Genomic DNA, 17,802 nt, shown 5'->3' on the forward strand with positions numbered 1-17,802 from the left:
CGCCAGTTATCTGGCGGCTTTTTTGTCGCCGCGAGTGGAGCCGTATTCGCAAAAGTGGTATAACAAATATAGTCTGCCGTATCATGCCTGGAGCGCATATGGAAATCACCGAACCACGACGTTTGTACCAACAACTTGCCGCTGATCTGAAAGAACGCATTGAGCAGGGCGTCTACCTGGTGGGTGATAAACTCCCCGCCGAGCGCTTTATCGCCGATGAAAAAAATGTCAGCCGCACCGTGGTTCGTGAAGCGATCATCATGCTCGAGGTTGAGGGCTACGTTGAAGTGCGTAAAGGATCGGGGATCCACGTCATTTCGAACCAACCTAAACATTATGTCGCGCCAGATGAAAATCTGGAGTTCGCCAGCTACGGTCCTTTTGAGCTGCTCCAGGCTCGCCAGTTGATTGAGAGCAACATTGCCGAGTTTGCCGCCACTCAGGTGACCAAACAGGACATCATGAAGCTGATGGAAATTCAGGAGAAGTCGCGTAACGAAAAAAGCTTTCGTGACTCCGAGTGGGATCTCCAGTTCCATGTGCAGGTCGCGCTGGCAACGCAGAACTCCGCTCTGGCCGCGATTGTTGAAAAAATGTGGACTCAACGTATTCACAACCCCTACTGGAAGAAACTACACGACCACATCGACCTGCGTACGGTAGATAACTGGTGTGACGACCATGACCAGATCCTGCGGGCGCTGATTCGCAAAGATCCCCATGCCGCCAAGCTGGCAATGTGGCAGCACCTTGAGAACACCAAACAGATGCTGTTTAACGAAACCAGCGATGATTTTGAGTTCAATGCTGACCGTTATCTTTTTACTGAAAATCCCGTTGTTCATCTCGATACGGCGGCTAACGGCGCAAAATAAACAATCTTAGCGATGCAGGCGCGACAAAGCGCCTGTTTCTGACGCTTGGTAAGCGTTAGGTATAAAGTGTCAGCCTGTGTAAATCCTCTCGCCTCCCTCCATTGCGATAAGCAAAATCACAGTTCAACAACCGTAATTTCTATAACGGACAACGTTGACCTTTGTTACAATTAGTTGTTATTTGAATTTTTGTGTTTGAGAGCTTGCTTACTTCACAACTTTACAGGGAATAGTTCAGGCCGTGAATTTGTGTCAGACCGCGATCCATGTAAAAAACACCAATTAAATTGCGGCGTTACAAACTCCAGAAAACCGGCATGACGACAACCGATTCTCCAGGAATATTGAATGGAACTACTGACTCAATTACTGAATGCTTTATGGGCTCAGGATTTTGAAACGCTGGCCAATCCTTCCATGATTGGCATGCTCTATTTCGTACTATTTACCATTTTGTTTCTGGAAAACGGACTGCTGCCAGCAGCCTTTTTACCTGGCGACAGTCTTCTGGTACTGGTCGGCGTACTTATCGCCAAAGGCGCGATGGGTTTCCCGCAAACAGTACTGCTGCTTACCACCGCAGCCAGCCTCGGTTGCTGGCTCAGCTATATCCAGGGGCGATGGCTGGGAAATACCCGCACCGTACAAAACTGGCTGTCCCATCTACCAGCGCATTATCATCAGCGTGCGCATCATCTGTTCCATAAGCATGGCTTGTCTGCGCTGCTGGTCGGTCGCTTTATCGCGTTTGTCAGAACACTACTGCCGACCATCGCAGGATTGTCCGGCCTGAACAATGCGCGCTTTCAGTTCTTTAACTGGATGAGCGGACTGCTTTGGGTTCTGATTCTCACAACGCTTGGCTATCTGCTGGGCAAAACGCCAGTGTTTCTCAAATATGAAGATCAGCTGATGTCTTGCCTGATGCTGCTTCCCGTGGTGTTACTGGTGTTTGGTCTGGCAGGTTCACTGGTTGTGCTTTGGAAAAAGAAATACGGGAACCGAGGGTAAATTATGCTGAAATCACGCATAACGCTCCGACGACTTGCCTGGACCACTACCTTTATGCTTTTTATTGGCGCGCTGCTCCTGACCTGGTCGGTCATCCGCCAGCAGGAGTCAACGCTTGCCATTCGTGCAGTAAATCAGGGAGCCACCATGCCTGATGGCTTCTCTATCTGGCATCACCTGGACGCCAACGGTATTCGCTTTAAAAGCATTACTCCGCAAAATGACGCGCTGCTAATCACCTTTGATTCCAGCGCGCAGAGCGCAGCCGCAAAGGTCGTGCTGGACCGAACGTTACCGCATGGTTTCGTTATTGCCCAGCAGGATGATGATAATCAGGCGGTACAGTGGTTATCCCGCTTACGTGATACCCCGCACCGTTTTGGTTAATCTCCAGGATTCTGAATTAGATCACTCACTTTGGTGATTTCATCATTTAACGCCTATGATTAATAAACTGGGTTTATGACTCAACGCTTTATTACTCTGGAGCATCGGCCTTAGCCACCAGGTCGAATCACAATGGAAGGTTCAAGAATGAAATACCGCATCGCTTTAGCAATTAGTCTTTTCGCTCTCAGTGCCGGCAGTTACGCCTCCACCCTCTGTCAGGAAAAAGAACAGGATATTCAGCGGGAGATTAGCTATGCCGAAAAGCACAACAATCAAAACCGCATCAATGGCCTGAACAAAGCACTCAGCGAAGTTAGGGCTAACTGTACTGACAGCAAACTGCGCGCCGACCATCAGAAAAAAATTGCTGAGCAGAAAGACGAGATAGCCGAGCGTCAACGTGATTTGGCCGAGGCGAAGCAAAAAGGCGATGCGGATAAGATAGCAAAGCGCGAGCACAAGCTTGCTGAAGCTCAGAAAGAGCTGAAAGAACTCGAGACCCGCGATTACTAAGTACGGTAACTAGCCACTCAACTGGAGAAAACTATGTCGAAAGATAATGCTACGGAAAACCTGCGCGCTGAGCTGAAATCTCTTGCGGATACGCTTGAAGAAGTACTTAGCTCCTCTGGCGATAAGTCGAAGGAAGAGATGAGTAAAATTCGCAGCAAAGCCGAACACGCTTTGCGCGAGAGCCGCCATCGCCTGAGCGAAACCAGCGATGTGATTGCCAAACAGACCCGTGAGGCAGCGGCTAAAGCCGATAACTACGTGCGCGAAAACCCATGGACAGGCGTCGGCATTGGCGCTGCAGTCGGTGTGGTGCTTGGTGTACTGCTGTCGCGCCGTTAACAATGGCAGATTCTCAACACGCACAAGGTCCAGGCAAAGGCGTACTGGGTATTGGACAGCGGATCCTGACGATTCTCGTTGAGATCGTAGAGACGCGGCTGCGGCTGGCCGTCGTTGAGCTGGAAGAGGAAAAATCCAATCTCATCCAGATCCTGCTGATGCTTGGGCTTACCATGCTGTTCGCGGCGTTTGGACTGATGAGCCTGATGGTGCTTATCATCTGGGCTATAGATCCACAATATCGTCTGAACGCCATGATTGCCACCACCGTTGTGCTGTTGCTTTTAGCGCTTATCGGCGGGCTATGGACGCTGCGTAAGGCACGTAAAACAACGCTGCTGCGCCATACGCGCAATGAGCTCGCTAACGACAGGCGTGCCCTGGAGGATGATGCATAATGAGCAGTAAAGTCGAACGTCAACAACGTAAGGCGCAACTGCTTGGACAGATCCAGCAGCAACGGCTGGATCTGTCTGCCACTCGCCGCGACTGGCTGGAAGCCACCGAAGTTTACGATCGTGGCTGGAAAACGCTGTTGAACCTGCGTGGCTGGGTGTTAGTCGGGAGCAGCATTATGGCGGTTCGCACCATTCGTAACCCAAATCTGCTGGTACGCTGGGCCAAACGCGGTTTTAGCGTCTGGAGCATCTGGCGTCTGGTTAAATCCACCATCAGACAGCAGCAACTGCGTGGCTAAAACCCCTCTTCCCCCCCTAACCTCAAAATTTTTGAAAAATATTGACAGTTTTCCTTGCTAACAATTGTCACTAAGCACGTTTATGATTCTCTCCATCGACAGCAACGACGCGCTCTGCAGCGCCGATGCACAAAAAAACACAATAAGCCGCCTGAGTGGTTTCCTGGAGAGTATGATGAAGAAATTAGAAGATGTTGGTGTACTGGTAGCGCGCATTCTGATGCCAATCCTGTTTATTTCCGCAGGTTGGGGAAAAATCACCGGATATGCGGGTACCCAACAGTACATGGAAGCCATGGGCGTCCCAGGATTTATGCTACCGCTGGTGATTCTGCTTGAGTTTGGCGGCGGTCTGGCAATTCTGTTCGGTTTCCTGACCCGTACGACCGCACTGTTCACCGCAGGCTTCACGCTGCTGACGGCGTTCCTCTTCCACAGCAACTTTGCGGAAGGTGTGAACTCTCTGATGTTCATGAAAAACCTGACTATCGCAGGCGGTTTCCTGCTGCTGGCTATCACCGGTCCGGGCGCCTTTAGCATCGACCGTGTACTGAATAAAAAGTGGTAAGCAAACTATACTGAACACATCAAAAAGCGAGGAGATATCTCCTCGCTTTTGCTATCTGAGGAGGCGAAAATCATGGGACAACTGATTGACGGCGTCTGGCATGACACCTGGTACGATACCAAATCAACCGGGGGAAAATTTCAACGTTCTGCATCGGCTTTCCGTAACTGGCTCACCGCGGATGGCGCGCCTGGCTCAACCGGTGAGGCTGGCTTTGCTGCCGAAAAAGATCGCTATCATCTGTACGTTTCGCTGGCCTGTCCGTGGGCGCATCGCACGCTGATTTTGCGAAAACTTAAAGGGCTGGAACCGTTCATTTCCGTTTCCGTAGTACATCCGTTGATGCTGGAAAACGGCTGGACCTTTGACGATAACTTCCCGGCGGCAACCGGTGATACCCTGTATCAGCACGACTTTCTTTATCAGCTCTATTTACACGCCAATCCTCACTACAGCGGACGGGTGACCGTTCCGGTGCTGTGGGATAAAAAGAACCACACCATTGTCAGCAATGAATCTGCAGAAATCATCCGCATGTTTAATACTGCGTTTGATGCGCTGGGCGCAAAAGCCGGGGATTACTATCCACCAGCCTTGCAAAGCAAAATCGATGAGCTGAACGGCTGGATTTATGACAACGTCAATAACGGCGTGTATAAAGCCGGATTTGCCACCAGTCAGGAAGCCTACGACGACGCAGTGGAAAAAGTCTTCCAATCGCTGGCGAGACTGGAACAAATCCTTGGACAACATCGCTACCTGACCGGCAACCAGTTAACCGAGGCCGATATTCGCCTGTGGACCACGCTGGTGCGTTTTGATCCCGTGTATGTAACCCACTTCAAATGCGACAAACACCGGATTAGCGACTATCTGAACCTGTACGGTTTCCTGCGCGATATCTACCAGATGCCAGGTATTGCGGAAACCGTCAATTTCGATCACATCCGCAATCACTACTTCCGTAGCCACAAAACCATTAACCCGACTGGTATTATTTCTGTTGGGCCGTGGCAGGATCTAAGCGAACCTCATGGGCGTGACGAGCGTTTCGCATGATTTACACTGGCCCTCATCTGGGGGCCAAATAATTAACACCACAAATATTTACCATCATTTCATTCACGGCTATTCTTAATTTGATTGCTTTAAAAACAAGTAATTGAATGCAGAACGAGGCAAAAATGGATTGGTATTTAAACGTATTAAAGAACTACTTTGGTTTTGGTGGCCGCGCGCGTCGTAAAGAATACTGGATGTTTGTGTTGGTCAACATCATCTTCACGTTCGTGCTGGGTATTCTGGACAGAATGCTTGGCTGGGAGCGCGCCGGGGGAGAAGGTATATTAACGACGATTTATGGGGTTCTGGTATTTATCCCCTGGTGGGCAGTGCAGTTCCGGCGTTTGCATGACACCGATCGTTCAGCCTGGTGGCTGCTGGTGCTGCTGATCCCGATCGTAGGCTGGTTGGTGATCATCATTTTCAACTGTCAAAACGGGACTCAGGGGAGTAACCGCTTTGGGCCCGATCCCAAACAGTTATCCTGACGTAGCATATGTAGATGCCTGATGGTGCTACGCTTATCAGGCCTACAACATACTCCGTCTTCCAGGCCGGATAAGGTGCTTAGCACCACATCCGGCGTAACAGTCCAGCTATTTACCTGCAAACAGCTTGGGGATTTCTCGCAGACACCAGGATTTCGCCTCGCCCATGCTGTCCCGACGCCAGGCCATAATAATATCAATTTCGCTTGTCGATTCCGGGCTAACTACCCGCAGCCGACCAGCCGCAATATCCTCTTCCACCAGCGGGTACGGCATCGTCGCCACGCCAAGACCGGCCAACAGCGCCTGGCGTTTATCTTCTATCGTACTCACCGTAAGACGCGGCTGTTTATCCAGCAGTTGGACGGTCAGCACCGGACGTTCACGGGCGGTATCCGCCACCGCGATCCCGCGGTATTTCACGCGGGTGACTTCCGATAACGGTTCCGGCTCCTGATGGATGGGATGCTCCGGGGCCGCTACATAGACGTTCATCAGCGAGTACAGCTTACGCGAGTTGATTTCTGAGGATGAGCGAAAATGCATATCCGGCGCAATCACGATATCCGCCCGCCCCTGCTCCAGACGCTCCCACGCCCCGGCCAGAACTTCGGTAATAACGGAAAGCTGGGTATTGGCCTTCCCGGCAAGCCTGTCAATCAACGGGAAAAATGCCGCCGTCGGCACCAGCGCTTCGGTGACGATGGTCAGATGCGTTTCCCAACCGCGAGCCAATGCTTCGGCATCGGTGGTCAGTTTATCCGCAGCTTCCAGCAGTACACGCCCACGCTCCAGCAGCATACGCCCGACGTTGGTGAATTTTGTGCGATGACCTGAACGGTCAAACAGCACCACGTCCAGCTCCTCCTCCAGCTTCTGCATGGTATAGCTGAGCGCAGAAGGAACACGCCCCAGTTCGTCCGCCGCTGCGGCAAAGCTGCCGCGTCGGTCTATTGCGTCCATGACGCGTAACGCTTCAAGCGTTAAAGCCCTTTCTTTGGCCATCTCGTTCTCATTCAGGAAATTTGAACATACCGGGCAGAATATCTGGCTAACAATGCAGCGTCTAGCCATTTAACATAAAAGGAAGTAAAGAGAGGTCAAGAACTATGATTACTACCCGTACAGCCAAACAATGCGGGCAAGCAGACTACGGCTGGCTGCAGGCCCGTTATACCTTCTCCTTTGGACACTATTTTGATCCTAAACTGCTGGGTTATGCCTCGCTGCGTGTTCTGAACCAGGAAGTTCTGGCACCGGGGGCCTCTTTCCAGCCACGGACCTATCCGAAGGTGGATATCGTCAATCTGATCCTCGAAGGGGAAGCGGAGTACCGCGACAGCGAAGGCAACCATATTCAGGCCAAAGCGGGAGAAGTTTTACTACTCGCGACACAGCCAGGAATCAGCTACAGCGAACACAATATCAGCAAAGATAAACCATTAACCAGAATGCAGCTCTGGCTGGACGCCTGTCCGCAGCGCGAAAACGCCTGCGTACAGAAAGCCACGTTGAGCGCCGGTAAGCATCAGCTGCTGGCCTCGCCAGACGGTGAACAAGGCAGCCTGCATCTACGCCAACAGGTATGGGTGCACCACGTTGAACTGCAACAGGGTGAATCTCTGAGTTTTCAGTTACATGGGCCGCGGGCTTACTTACAGTCGATTCACGGCAGATTCCATGCGGTAACATCTGGCGCCGAAAAAGAAGCGCTCACCTGCGGCGATGGCGCATTTATTCGTGACGAAACTAACATAACGTTAGTCGCTGATACCCCGCTGCGCGCTTTGCTGATAGATTTGCCCGTATAGTCAGGGAAAACAACGGAGTACGACTATTGAGCAAGAAATCATCAAAAAAACGCCAGCCGCAGACTGAGCCTAAAAAGCAGGAAACGGTTACCTTCGGTTATGAAGAAATGCTGACGGAGCTGGAAGCGATTGTGGCCGATGCCGAGCTACGGCTGGAAGACGAAGAAGCCGCCTGAAAAGGCGGCTCAGGCTGATGCCGGGTAGCGGCTGCGCCTTACCCGGCCTACAGATTAATGCGCTTTACTGGCCATGATCTCAATGATCTGCTTGTCGGTTTCCTGCATAGAACGACACGCCAGCGCGCACAGGTTACTGATAGATTGCTCCACGTTATGCGCCACAATCCCTTCATTGCCGGTTACAGCGGTATCATCCAGCGCCATCAGCACCGCTTTCCACGCCGCAGATGCACTGGTTGAGACTTTCATCGCACAGCTGTTCGAAGCGCCATCACAAATCATCCCGCTTACGTCGCCAATCATGCTGCTGATCGCCATTGCGATAGTGTTGTAGCGACCATCAACGATCCATGCCATCCCCGCCGCGGCGCCCATCGCCGCCGTGGTTGCCGCACACAGTGCAGACAAACGCGGGAGCTGATGATGGATGTAGATAGCACTCAGGTGAGACAACATCAGCGCACGCGCCAGTTTCTCTTCATCCGCGCCAAAGTGCTCGGCCACCACCATGACCGGAACGGTAGCGGTAATCCCCTGATTACCGGAGCCGGAGTTGCTCATGGCCGGCAGCGTCGCCCCGCCCATTCGCGCATCCGATGCCGCGCTGGTACGGATCAGAATAGAGGTGGAGAGATCGTTCGCCAGCAGGCCACGCGCACATTGCTTCTCAAGCGTGGTTCCGATGTGCAAGCCCCAGTTACCGCGCAGCCCTTCCTGAGACAGTGCACCGTTCAGTTTTGCCGCATCGAGAATGAAGCGGATTGACTCAAACGGTACCGCGTTCACGAACGCCAGAATCTCTTCCAACGACGTGTGAGACAGTACCGCCAGCGGTGACTCCTGCTCCTCTTCCTCAGCGTTCTGTTCTGTGGTGAACACCACGCCTTTATTGGTCTCGATGCGCACAATGTTGGTATGACCGCCCACAATCGTTACGCACGCCCATCCTTCAGCGCCGTAAACCTTCGCGCGGGAAAAGAGGATGTCCTCGCAAGGCTCCTGCAGCATCACAGCAACCTTCCCTGCGGTCAGCATCGCTTTCGCATCGGCGATCGCTTGTGGCGACGCGTCTTTCAGTACCTCTAAACCGGCGCGGGCATTTCCACCCAGCGCACCCAGCGCTGCCGCGACAGGCAACCCGACCATTCCGGTACCCGGCACGGTAACGCCCATGCCGTTTTTCATCAGGTTCGGTGAGACCCACGCATCAATGCGTTCAACCGCGCCGCCCAGCTCAGCGGCTGCGACCGCTGCCGCCAGAGCCAGAGAGATAGGTTCCGTACAACCCAGCGCAGGCTTAACTTCTTCCTGCACCGCGCGGATAAAACTATCCCATAATGGATTCAATGTAGTCTCAAACATAACAACAACCTTTGCTCAGATATCTCAGGAAAATGCCAGGAACGGAGAAATGCACAGCAGCAGGCCCGTGATAATAATCAGATACAGGGAAGCGCCTTTGTATTTGTGCAGTGCAGGAACTTTGTAAACCAGCCAGGCCGGGATCAGACAACCCACCATGCCGAAAATAGGGCTACAAATAGAGGTGAAGCTCAGTACCGGTGCATTCAGCACAATTGCGCTCCACGCCAACAGGATGGCGAAAACCATAATGCCGCGCTGAACCAGGGTCTCATTGATTTTCTCTGCTGGCATTTTACGACGCAGAATGTTCATCACGATCCCCTGAGTGGCTTCACGGAAACCTAAGTAAACGCCGAAGAAAGCGGTCATAACGGCGAAAATGTTCAGAATAACGCTAACAATTTTCACCCAGCCCGCACCCGCACCGTTGATAAACTGCGCGGCAATCGCCAGAGCGGAAATGTTCTGCTCGTAGGCTTTAACCGCTTCGTCATGGCCCATCGCCAGCGTGAAGGAAACGGCGTAGAAAAAGACGGTAACAAACAGGATACCGAACGCAATGTTCATAGCACGCAGGGCTTTATGGCGCGCCACTTCAATGGATTTATTGCGAGAACGGTATGAGATAACCATCGGGCTTAAGGTCTGAATAAACAGAATCGAGGTCAGCGTGAACGGCAGCGTGATGATCGCGTTTTTGATCAGTAACGCCATCGGCGGCAGTGAACCTGCGTTATGCAAATGCCACATTCCCACCATTGATACGCCAAGCGCAGCAACCACCAGTAGCTTGGTCAGTACCATGCCGGTGGAGATTTTAAACAGCATTTGTTCACCGCGTGACGAGAGGGCAACCAGGATGCAAATCAGCACCAGGCCATAAAACGGGCTGTCGGACAGCAAACCTTCAGTAACGCCAAAAGTGTGCAGGTAGGAGGCGCTATCGTTGGTAATGGCGGTGGAATAAACAAACATCCAGATAACCAGCATCACAAAATACAACGCACCTAACAGGATGCCCCAGTTCTTACCCAGATAGCCGCTGATTACGCTCGGATAGTCTTTACACTCTGGGGACTCAGCCAGCGTATTAATAAACAGCCGCTGGAACAGATACATGGCTGGGTAGCCGATGATAGAGGAGAGCAAGAACACCCACAGCCCCATCAGCCCTACCTGGACAGGAAGAAAAACAATCCCCGCGCCAATTGCCATACCGATACTCATAATGACCCAGCCGGTGTCCGTGCTGTCGAATTTAATGGCTTCGCGCCATTCACTTTCGGTCATTCCCGCCCGGCGAGCCGGAGCAGACGCGTCGAGTATTACGCTGTTATTTGTTGTTGTTTCCATAATTTCCCGCTCAATGTGTAGGTAGAGGTTTTTATATTTTTTCGTACTGCCTCAATGCGATACGCAGTACTAAGGTGCAGGCGAGCTATTGGAGTAATGAGGAAATCATACGCGCAGGGTCAGAGAAAAACTTCACAAACAAACCCCTGTAATTTCTAAAAGTTAAGAAATAATTTCTCTTTTAAACTCACATAAAGAATTTAATTTCTAATTTTGAAGCCGATCACAACAAAAAAGGTGCACTAAAGTGCACCTTTTTATTCTGCTATGTTGATTAATTCATTCATGGCCGGATGGCGGCGCTTGCGCCTTATCCGGCCTACAAACGCGCGCAAACCGTAGGCCTGAAAGCTGGGTGCCATCAGGCTCGGCTTTTAACCTCAGGTACAAACCACCTTAATCGCCAGGCCACCGCGCGACGTTTCACGGTATTTGTCGTTCATATCTTTGCCTGTTTCATACATGGTCTCGATCACCTTATCGAGCGACACGCGTGGCTCTGACGTCCGACGTAGCGCCATACGCGCGGCGTTGACGGCTTTTACCGCGTTGATCGCATTACGCTCAATGCACGGTATTTGCACCTGTCCGGCGACCGGGTCGCAGGTCAGCCCCAGGTTATGCTCCATGGCGATTTCAGCCGCAATACAAACCTGTGACGGGCTACCGCCAAGCAACTCTGTCAGCCCGGCTGCCGCCATTGAACAGGCCACGCCAATCTCACCCTGACAGCCCACCTCAGCACCAGAAATAGAGGCGTTCATCTTATACAGCGCGCCTATCGCCCCCGCGGCCAGCAAATAACGAGCAATGGAGTTCGCATTCACCGGACGACGGAACTTGTCGTAATAGGCCAGGACAGCAGGGATAATCCCACATGCGCCGTTGGTCGGTGCCGTGACAACCCGGCAACCGGCGGCGTTTTCTTCGCTCACGGCCAGCGCGAACATGTTGATCCAGTCAATCACGTTCATCGGGTCGCTGGACAAATTATCACTGGAAACCAGCAACCGACGTAATGCCACGGCGCGACGCGGAACGTTAAGCGGGCCCGGCAGGACGCCTTCGGTGTTCATACCGCGCTCGATCCCGGCGTGCATGACGTCCCAGATGGCGGCAAAGCCAGCATCGATTTCTTCTTTGCTGCGCATCGCCAGTTCGTTTTGCATCATCAGGCCGGAAACAGACAGCCCGTTGCGCTCACACAGTTTCAGCAGTTCGCTGGCGGAATGAAAATTGTAGGGCACGTGTGCTTCAACATCATGCGCCTGACCAAATTGCTCCTCTTCAACGATAAAACCACCGCCGACGGAGTAATAGGTTTTACTTAGCAGCGTCTCGGTGCCGTTCCACGCGGTAATACGCATGCCATTTTCATGGCGCGGCAGCGTTTCGCTATGAAAGAGAATATTTTTATCTGGAGTGAAATCGACAACATGCGTGCCCTCTGCAACCGGTAAACGTCCGGTACGGGCCACTTCCTGAATAAAGCCAGCGATTGAATCTATATTAACGTTTTGCGGACTGTTTCCGGCCAGTCCCATTATGATGGCGACATCTGTCGCATGACCTTTTCCGGTCAGGGAGAGCGAGCCGTAAAGATCGACCACAATATGCGTGGTTCTGGGAAGTTCTCCGCTGCTGACCAACAGATCGATAAAGCTTTTACCAGCGTTCATTGGCCCCACGGTATGGGAGCTGGAAGGTCCAATGCCAATCTTAAAAATATCGAATGCGCTAATCATATCCACACCCTCGGATTGCCGTTCAGTGAAGACCAGGTTTCACACTCATTAAGGATCGGGGTGATCCTGCGATCGCCCCGCAAGGGATTACAGCGTGTCGCCACGTACGGCGATGGCTTCAATCTCGAGCTTCACATCCTTGGGTAAGCGGGCGACCTGTACGCAACTGCGCGTAGGGTAAATTGCCTTATGCTCATCAAAGAACTGCTGGTACACCTGGTTAATGGTGGCGAAATCGTTCAGGTCGGATACGAAAACGGTCGTCTTCACGATATCGCTCACTTTCAAACCTGCGGACTCGACGATCGCTTTCACGTTTTCCAGGCTTTGACGCGCCTGATCGGCCACGTTTTCTGCCACTTCACCGGTCTGTGGACATACCGGGATTTGACCTGACGTCAACACCATACTGCCCAGATCCACACCCTGTACGTAAGGCCCGATGGCCCCTGGCGCACATTCGGTTGCAATAACTTTTCTCATAGTCCCTCCGGCGTCAGAGCGCCTGGGTGAAAGTACGTGAAATAACATCCTGCTGCTGTTCGCGGGTCAGCGCGTTGAAGCGCACCGCATAGCCAGACACGCGGATCGTCAGGTTCGGATAGTTTTCCGGGTGCTCAATGGCATCCATCAACATTTCACGGTTCATAACGTTAACGTTCAGATGCTGCCCGCCTTCCACATGCGCTTCATGGTGGAAGTAACCGTCCAGCAGACCGACCAGGTTGGTTTTACGCACCCCATCCTCTTTGCCCAGTGCAGCCGGCACAATGGAGAAGGTGTACGAGATACCGTCTTTGGCATAGGTGAACGGCAGTTTGGCGACCGACGTTAACGACGCCACCGCACCTTTACGATCGCGGCCGTGCATCGGGTTAGCCCCTGGCGCAAACGGCGTACCAGCGCGACGTCCGTCCGGCGTGTTACCGGTTTTCTGTCCGTACACCACGTTGGAGGTGATGGTCAGAATAGACTGCGTTGGCACCGCGTTACGGTAGGTTGGCAACACCTTAATTTTCTTCATAAAGCGTTCGACCAGGTCGCAGGCAATACTGTCTACGCGCTCGTCGTTGTTGCCGTATTGCGGATAGTCGCCTTCGATTTCGAAATCAACGGCCAGACCATTTTCATCGCGAATCGGTTTCACGCGAGCATATTTGATAGCCGACAGAGAATCCGCCGCCACGGACAGACCCGCCATACCACAGGCCATCGTGCGATAGACATCACGATCGTGCAGCGCCATCAGCGAAGCTTCGTAGCTGTACTTGTCGTGCATGTAGTGGATGATGTTCAGCGCGCTGATGTACTGCACGGCCAGCCAGTCCATAAAGTGGTCCAGGCTCTCCATCACCGTGTCGTAGTCCAGCACGTCATCCATCAGCGGCGCCGTTTTCGGGCCGACCTGGATTTTCAGTTTCTCATCCACGCCGCCGTTGATTGCGTACAGCAACGTTTTGGCGAGGTTTGCACGCGCACCGAAGAACTGCATTTGTTTGCCGATAACCATCGGGCTGACGCAGCAGGCAATGGCATAGTCATCGCTGTCAAAGTCGGCGCGCATCAAATCGTCGTTTTCATACTGCAAAGATGAAGTGATGATAGACACCTGGGCGGCGTACTTTTTGAAGGCAATCGGTAGCTGCTCAGACCACAGTACAGTCAGGTTCGGCTCAGGCGCCGGGCCCATGGTGTGCAGCGTATGCAGGTAACGGAACGAGTTTTTCGTCACCAGCGTGCGGCCATCCAGCCCCATGCCGCCGATAACTTCGGTCGCCCAGATAGGGTCGCCTGAGAACAACGTGTCGAATTCCGGCGTACGCAGGAAGCGCACCATACGGATCTTCATAATGAAGTGGTCGATCAGCTCCTGCGCCTGCTGCTCGTTTAAGATACCCGCTTTGAAATCGCGCTCAATGTAGATGTCGAGGAACGATGCGGTACGGCCCAGCGACATAGCGCCGCCGTTCTGCGATTTCACCGCAGCCAGGTAAGCAAAGTACACCCACTGCACCGCTTCCTGCGCATTACGCGCCGGACGGGAGATATCGCAGCCGTATTTCGCCGCCATTTCCTGCATTTGCAGCAGAGCGCGGCGGTGCTCAGACAGTTCTTCGCGCAGACGAATCGTGGCTTCAAGATTCTGGCCCCACTCCAGGTTAGACTGGAGATCGGCAAACTGCAGTTCACGCTCGCGCACCAGGTAGCGGATACCGTACAGCGCGACGCGGCGATAATCACCGATGATACGACCACGACCGTAACCATCCGGCAGGCCGGTCAGCACGCCGGATTTACGGCAGCGCAGCATATCCGGAGAGTAGGCGTCGAATACGCCCTGGTTATGGGTTTTACGCAGTTCAGTAAACTGGTATTCAAAATCAGCATCCATCTCACGACCATAAGCATCAAAAGAGCTTTTGATCATGTTGATGCCGCCAAACGGATGCAGAGCACGCTTGAGCGGCTTATCCGTTTGCAAACCGACGATTTTTTCCAGTTCTTGTTCAATATAACCCGCATCATGAGCGGTTATCGTGGTGGCAATATTGGTATCGAAATCAACCGGCGCGTGCGTCGAGTTTTCAATACGGATGCCCGCCATGACTTTTTCCCACAACGCAGTGGTCGCAGGCGTAGCTTCGGCGAGGAAAGATTCATCCCCTTCATAAGGCGTATAGTTGTGCTGAATAAAATCACGGACATTAATTTCTTCTTTCCAGTCCGTACCTTTAAAGCCATTCCAGGCTTCGGCATACAGCATATCGCTGGTATCGATATTTACCTTCATGAAAAATAATCTCTCTGCTGAAAATTAATTATGCAAATTCTACTGGTGTATTAATTTTGCCTAACGCAATGGCATCACGCGCAATCATTTTCTCTTCATTTGTGGGAATTACCGCACAAATAACACGAGCATCTTTATTAGAGATAATTCTTTCGCCATGGGAATTTGGCAGGCTATTCATCTCGCTATCGATATTCACCCCTAAAACGGCGAGGTGTTCAATAACCAGACGACGAATTAATACCGAGTTCTCACCTATTCCACCGGTGAAAATAATCCCATCAAGACGATGCAGTGATGCGGCATGTCCGGCGATATGACGTGCAATACGATGCACAAACGTTTTAATCGCCAACTGCGCACGCTCATGTCCCTCGTGCCAGGCTTTTTCTAACGTACGTAAGTCAGAGGACAAACCGGAAATACCCAGTAAACCGGACTCTTTATTCACTACACGCTCAAGGTCGCTCAGCGTCTGGTTGGTTTCGCTGGCAATCCACGCCATCGCGCCGAAATCGACGTCGCCGCTGCGTGTGCCCATCATCAGCCCTTCCAGCGGCGTCATGCCCATTGAGGTATCAACGCTCTGTCCGTTACGTACCGCACAGATTGACGCGCCGTTCCCCAGGTGCGCCACAACCAGACCTGAGTCATCATGTTGCAGCTCGAGAAGCTCATGCGCTCGCTGAGAAACATAGCGGTGCGACGTGCCGTGGAAACCGTAACGACGAACGCCCAACTCCTCAAAATATTTCCACGGTAAACCGTACAGATAGGCCTCAGGAGCCATCGTCTGGTGGAAGCTGGTATCAAATACCGCGACCTGCTGCACGCCTGGGAAAAGGTGCTGAGCGGACTCGATCCCACTGAGGTTCGCATAATTATGTAACGGCGCTAAAGGCGATACCCGGCGAATATTGTCGATAACTTCCTCAGTAATAATTGCTGATTCGGTAAAGATATTTCCGCCGTGGGCAATGCGGTGGCCAATTAAGGCCACGCTGTCCATTAAATTACGTTTCTCCAGTTCAACGGCAATTGCTTTTAATGCGTCTTCGTAGCTGTGGTGAGCCAGCTTAGCTGGCTCTCCTCCATTAATTGCTATGAACGCATTTTCAGAGTTAATACCGTCTGCAATTCCCGCCATTAAAACGTCACAGTTTGCTGCATCCAGCACTGAGAATTTAATGGAGGATGAACCACAGTTAATAACCAGTACTACCGGAAACTCATTCATTTCACTACTCCGCTCATCCTGAGCTTAAGGATTAAAACAGTTTGTAGACGATGTTCAGGATGGTCAGCAGACCAATCGCGGTAACAAACACGTTATCCAGACGGCCACGGTATTTCGCCAGTGATGGCGCTTTACGGATGGCGTACATCGGCAGCAGGCAGAGCAGAGAGGCAATAATCGGCGCGCCCATTGCTTCAATCAGGTCCAGGATGTTCGGGTTGGCGTAAGCCACAACCCAAGTGGAGCCCATGATGAAGATCATGCTGATGGTATTAAGTTTGCCGGCAGAAACTTTTGTTTTATCGCCTTTGTAACCAAACTTCAGCACCAGACCGTTCAGTCCTTCCAGCGTGCCCAGATAGTGGCCGAAGAAAGATTTGAAGATAGCAACCAGTGCGATGATTGAAGCACCGTATTCCAGAACGGTCGCGAAGGTGGACTTCGTACCGGACAGTGAAGCGAAGTGGTTCGCCAGGTAAGAAAGTACCGGAATGTTTTGCGCTTTCGCATCCGCCATGTTTGCCGGAGACAGCGTGAACAGGCAGCTAAAGGCGAAGAACATAACCACGGCAACCATCAGCATACTGGCGCGAGAGATGATTTTAGAACATTTCTGCTCGGTGAACTCGCGACCAAAATCTTTCTCATACTCTTCGCGTTTAGACACCACGAAGGAAGAAACGATAGGTGAGAAGTTGAAAGAGAACACCATGATGGAAATACCCAGCCACACGGTAACCAGGATGCCGTCATGGCCAGTCAGTGCGATATTGCTGAGATCAACCTGATCGATAACCGCAGAGTTCCAGTAAGGAATCAGAGACAGAGAAATAAGCACCAGGCTGGCAATAAACGGCCATACCAGGAAGCTCATCACTTTAACCATCAGATCTTTACCGAACCAGATGACGAATGCCATCAGCAGCAGCAGGAACAGTGCCACGAAGCCACGGTTTAACGCGGGCATCTGCAACTGGTTTTCCCAGAAGGTCATAAAGGTGTTGGTAATGGTGACGCCATAAATCCACAGCAGCGGACAAATTGCAAAGAAGTAGAGGAACGTGATAACCACGCCGCCCGTTTTACCAAAGTGCTCTTCAACCGTTTCTGTGATGTTACCGGAAGGATTAGAACCGGAAAGACACAGGCGTGCCAGCGCACGGTGGCAATAGAAGGCAATGGGGTATGCCAGCACCAGCATGATCAGAATGGGGATCAGTCCGCCAAAACCTGCGCGGATAGGGAAGAACAGCACCCCTGCGCCGATGGCTGTACCAAATAAACCCAGTGTCCAGGTGGTGTCCGATTTGCGCCAGGACGACTGTTTTGTCTGGCTGGATACAATGCTATCAGTAGTACTCATATCCTATCCTCAACG

At 52.1% G+C, this 17,802-nt stretch carries 20 protein-coding genes; 12 read left to right on the forward strand and 8 right to left on the reverse strand.

What is annotated here, in order from left to right; translation table 11 throughout:
* The first annotated feature begins 98 nt into the window (after positions 1 to 98).
* The 10 genes from exuR to LA337_20480 all read left to right on the forward strand — a co-directional run bounded on the left by exuR (position 99) and on the right by LA337_20480 (position 5,943).
* Positions 99 to 875, forward strand: a complete 777-nt coding sequence (gene exuR / locus LA337_20435; GenBank protein UBI15501.1) for a transcriptional regulator ExuR — start codon at positions 99 to 101, stop codon at positions 873 to 875.
* Positions 876 to 1,223: 348 nt separating this feature from the next.
* The gene (locus tag LA337_20440; protein ID UBI15502.1) at positions 1,224 to 1,886 is read left to right on the forward strand and encodes a DedA family protein; all 663 of its coding nucleotides are present in this window, start codon (positions 1,224 to 1,226) and stop codon (positions 1,884 to 1,886) included.
* An 18-nt stretch (positions 1,887 to 1,904) separates the two neighbouring features.
* Positions 1,905 to 2,273, forward strand: a complete 369-nt coding sequence (gene mzrA, locus LA337_20445) for an EnvZ/OmpR regulon moderator MzrA (GenBank protein UBI18524.1) — start codon at positions 1,905 to 1,907, stop codon at positions 2,271 to 2,273.
* A 147-nt stretch (positions 2,274 to 2,420) separates the two neighbouring features.
* On the forward strand, positions 2,421 to 2,789 hold the full coding sequence (locus LA337_20450) for a DUF1090 domain-containing protein (GenBank protein UBI15503.1): 369 nt from the start codon (positions 2,421 to 2,423) through the stop codon (positions 2,787 to 2,789).
* Positions 2,790 to 2,822: 33 nt separating this feature from the next.
* Entirely contained in the window at positions 2,823 to 3,128 is a 306-nt protein-coding gene (locus LA337_20455; GenBank protein UBI15504.1) for a YqjD family protein, read from the forward strand.
* Between the two features lie 2 nt (positions 3,129 to 3,130).
* Positions 3,131 to 3,526, forward strand: coding sequence for a phage holin family protein (locus LA337_20460; GenBank protein UBI15505.1), 396 nt, complete (start codon positions 3,131 to 3,133; stop codon positions 3,524 to 3,526).
* Positions 3,526 to 3,825: a YqjK-like family protein gene (locus tag LA337_20465; GenBank protein UBI15506.1), complete on the forward strand. Its 300-nt coding sequence runs from the start codon at positions 3,526 to 3,528 to the stop codon at positions 3,823 to 3,825. The genes LA337_20460 and LA337_20465 overlap by 1 nt, the downstream gene beginning before the upstream one ends.
* A 175-nt stretch (positions 3,826 to 4,000) precedes the next feature.
* Positions 4,001 to 4,393, forward strand: a complete 393-nt coding sequence (locus tag LA337_20470) for a DoxX family protein (GenBank protein UBI18525.1) — start codon at positions 4,001 to 4,003, stop codon at positions 4,391 to 4,393.
* 72 nt (positions 4,394 to 4,465) lie between these two features.
* Positions 4,466 to 5,452: a glutathionyl-hydroquinone reductase YqjG gene (gene yqjG, locus LA337_20475; GenBank protein ID UBI15507.1), complete on the forward strand. Its 987-nt coding sequence runs from the start codon at positions 4,466 to 4,468 to the stop codon at positions 5,450 to 5,452.
* A gap of 125 nt (positions 5,453 to 5,577) precedes the next feature.
* A complete protein-coding gene (locus LA337_20480; protein UBI15508.1) occupies positions 5,578 to 5,943 on the forward strand; it encodes a DUF805 domain-containing protein in 366 nt (121 codons plus the stop codon).
* A gap of 108 nt (positions 5,944 to 6,051) precedes the next feature.
* On the opposite strand, the gene yhaJ is transcribed toward LA337_20480, so the two are convergent.
* On the reverse strand, positions 6,052 to 6,948 hold the full coding sequence (gene yhaJ, locus LA337_20485; GenBank protein UBI15509.1) for a DNA-binding transcriptional regulator YhaJ: 897 nt from the start codon (positions 6,946 to 6,948) through the stop codon (positions 6,052 to 6,054).
* A 104-nt stretch (positions 6,949 to 7,052) separates the two neighbouring features.
* Between yhaJ and LA337_20490 the strand changes: the two genes are divergently transcribed.
* Positions 7,053 to 7,754 (forward strand): pirin family protein, encoded by a 702-nt coding sequence (locus LA337_20490; GenBank protein UBI15510.1) that lies wholly within the window; start codon positions 7,053 to 7,055, stop codon positions 7,752 to 7,754.
* A gap of 26 nt (positions 7,755 to 7,780) precedes the next feature.
* Positions 7,781 to 7,930, forward strand: a complete 150-nt coding sequence (locus tag LA337_20495) for a hypothetical protein (GenBank protein UBI15511.1) — start codon at positions 7,781 to 7,783, stop codon at positions 7,928 to 7,930.
* A gap of 54 nt (positions 7,931 to 7,984) precedes the next feature.
* Here the strand turns inward: LA337_20495 and LA337_20500 are convergent, their stop codons facing one another.
* The 7 genes from LA337_20500 to tdcC all read right to left on the reverse strand — a co-directional run bounded on the left by LA337_20500 (position 7,985) and on the right by tdcC (position 17,787).
* On the reverse strand, positions 7,985 to 9,295 hold the full coding sequence (locus LA337_20500; protein UBI15512.1) for a serine dehydratase subunit alpha family protein: 1,311 nt from the start codon (positions 9,293 to 9,295) through the stop codon (positions 7,985 to 7,987).
* A 24-nt stretch (positions 9,296 to 9,319) separates the two neighbouring features.
* Positions 9,320 to 10,651, reverse strand: coding sequence for an amino acid permease (locus LA337_20505; GenBank protein UBI15513.1), 1,332 nt, complete (start codon positions 10,649 to 10,651; stop codon positions 9,320 to 9,322).
* Between the two features lie 380 nt (positions 10,652 to 11,031).
* Positions 11,032 to 12,396, reverse strand: coding sequence for an L-serine ammonia-lyase (gene tdcG / locus LA337_20510; GenBank protein UBI15514.1), 1,365 nt, complete (start codon positions 12,394 to 12,396; stop codon positions 11,032 to 11,034).
* Positions 12,397 to 12,483: 87 nt separating this feature from the next.
* Positions 12,484 to 12,879: an enamine/imine deaminase gene (locus LA337_20515; protein ID UBI15515.1), complete on the reverse strand. Its 396-nt coding sequence runs from the start codon at positions 12,877 to 12,879 to the stop codon at positions 12,484 to 12,486.
* Positions 12,880 to 12,892: 13 nt separating this feature from the next.
* On the reverse strand, positions 12,893 to 15,187 hold the full coding sequence (gene pflB / locus LA337_20520; GenBank protein ID UBI15516.1) for a formate C-acetyltransferase: 2,295 nt from the start codon (positions 15,185 to 15,187) through the stop codon (positions 12,893 to 12,895).
* Positions 15,188 to 15,215: 28 nt separating this feature from the next.
* Positions 15,216 to 16,424 (reverse strand): propionate kinase, encoded by a 1,209-nt coding sequence (gene tdcD, locus LA337_20525; protein UBI15517.1) that lies wholly within the window; start codon positions 16,422 to 16,424, stop codon positions 15,216 to 15,218.
* Positions 16,425 to 16,455: 31 nt separating this feature from the next.
* Positions 16,456 to 17,787 carry a threonine/serine transporter TdcC gene (tdcC, locus tag LA337_20530; GenBank protein UBI15518.1) on the reverse strand — a complete coding sequence of 444 codons (1,332 nt, stop codon included), beginning with the start codon at positions 17,785 to 17,787 and terminating at the stop codon, positions 16,456 to 16,458.
* Positions 17,788 to 17,802 lie beyond the last annotated feature (15 nt).

It is taken from the genome of Citrobacter europaeus (assembly GCA_020099315.1).
GTDB classification, from domain to species: domain Bacteria; phylum Pseudomonadota; class Gammaproteobacteria; order Enterobacterales; family Enterobacteriaceae; genus Citrobacter; species Citrobacter europaeus.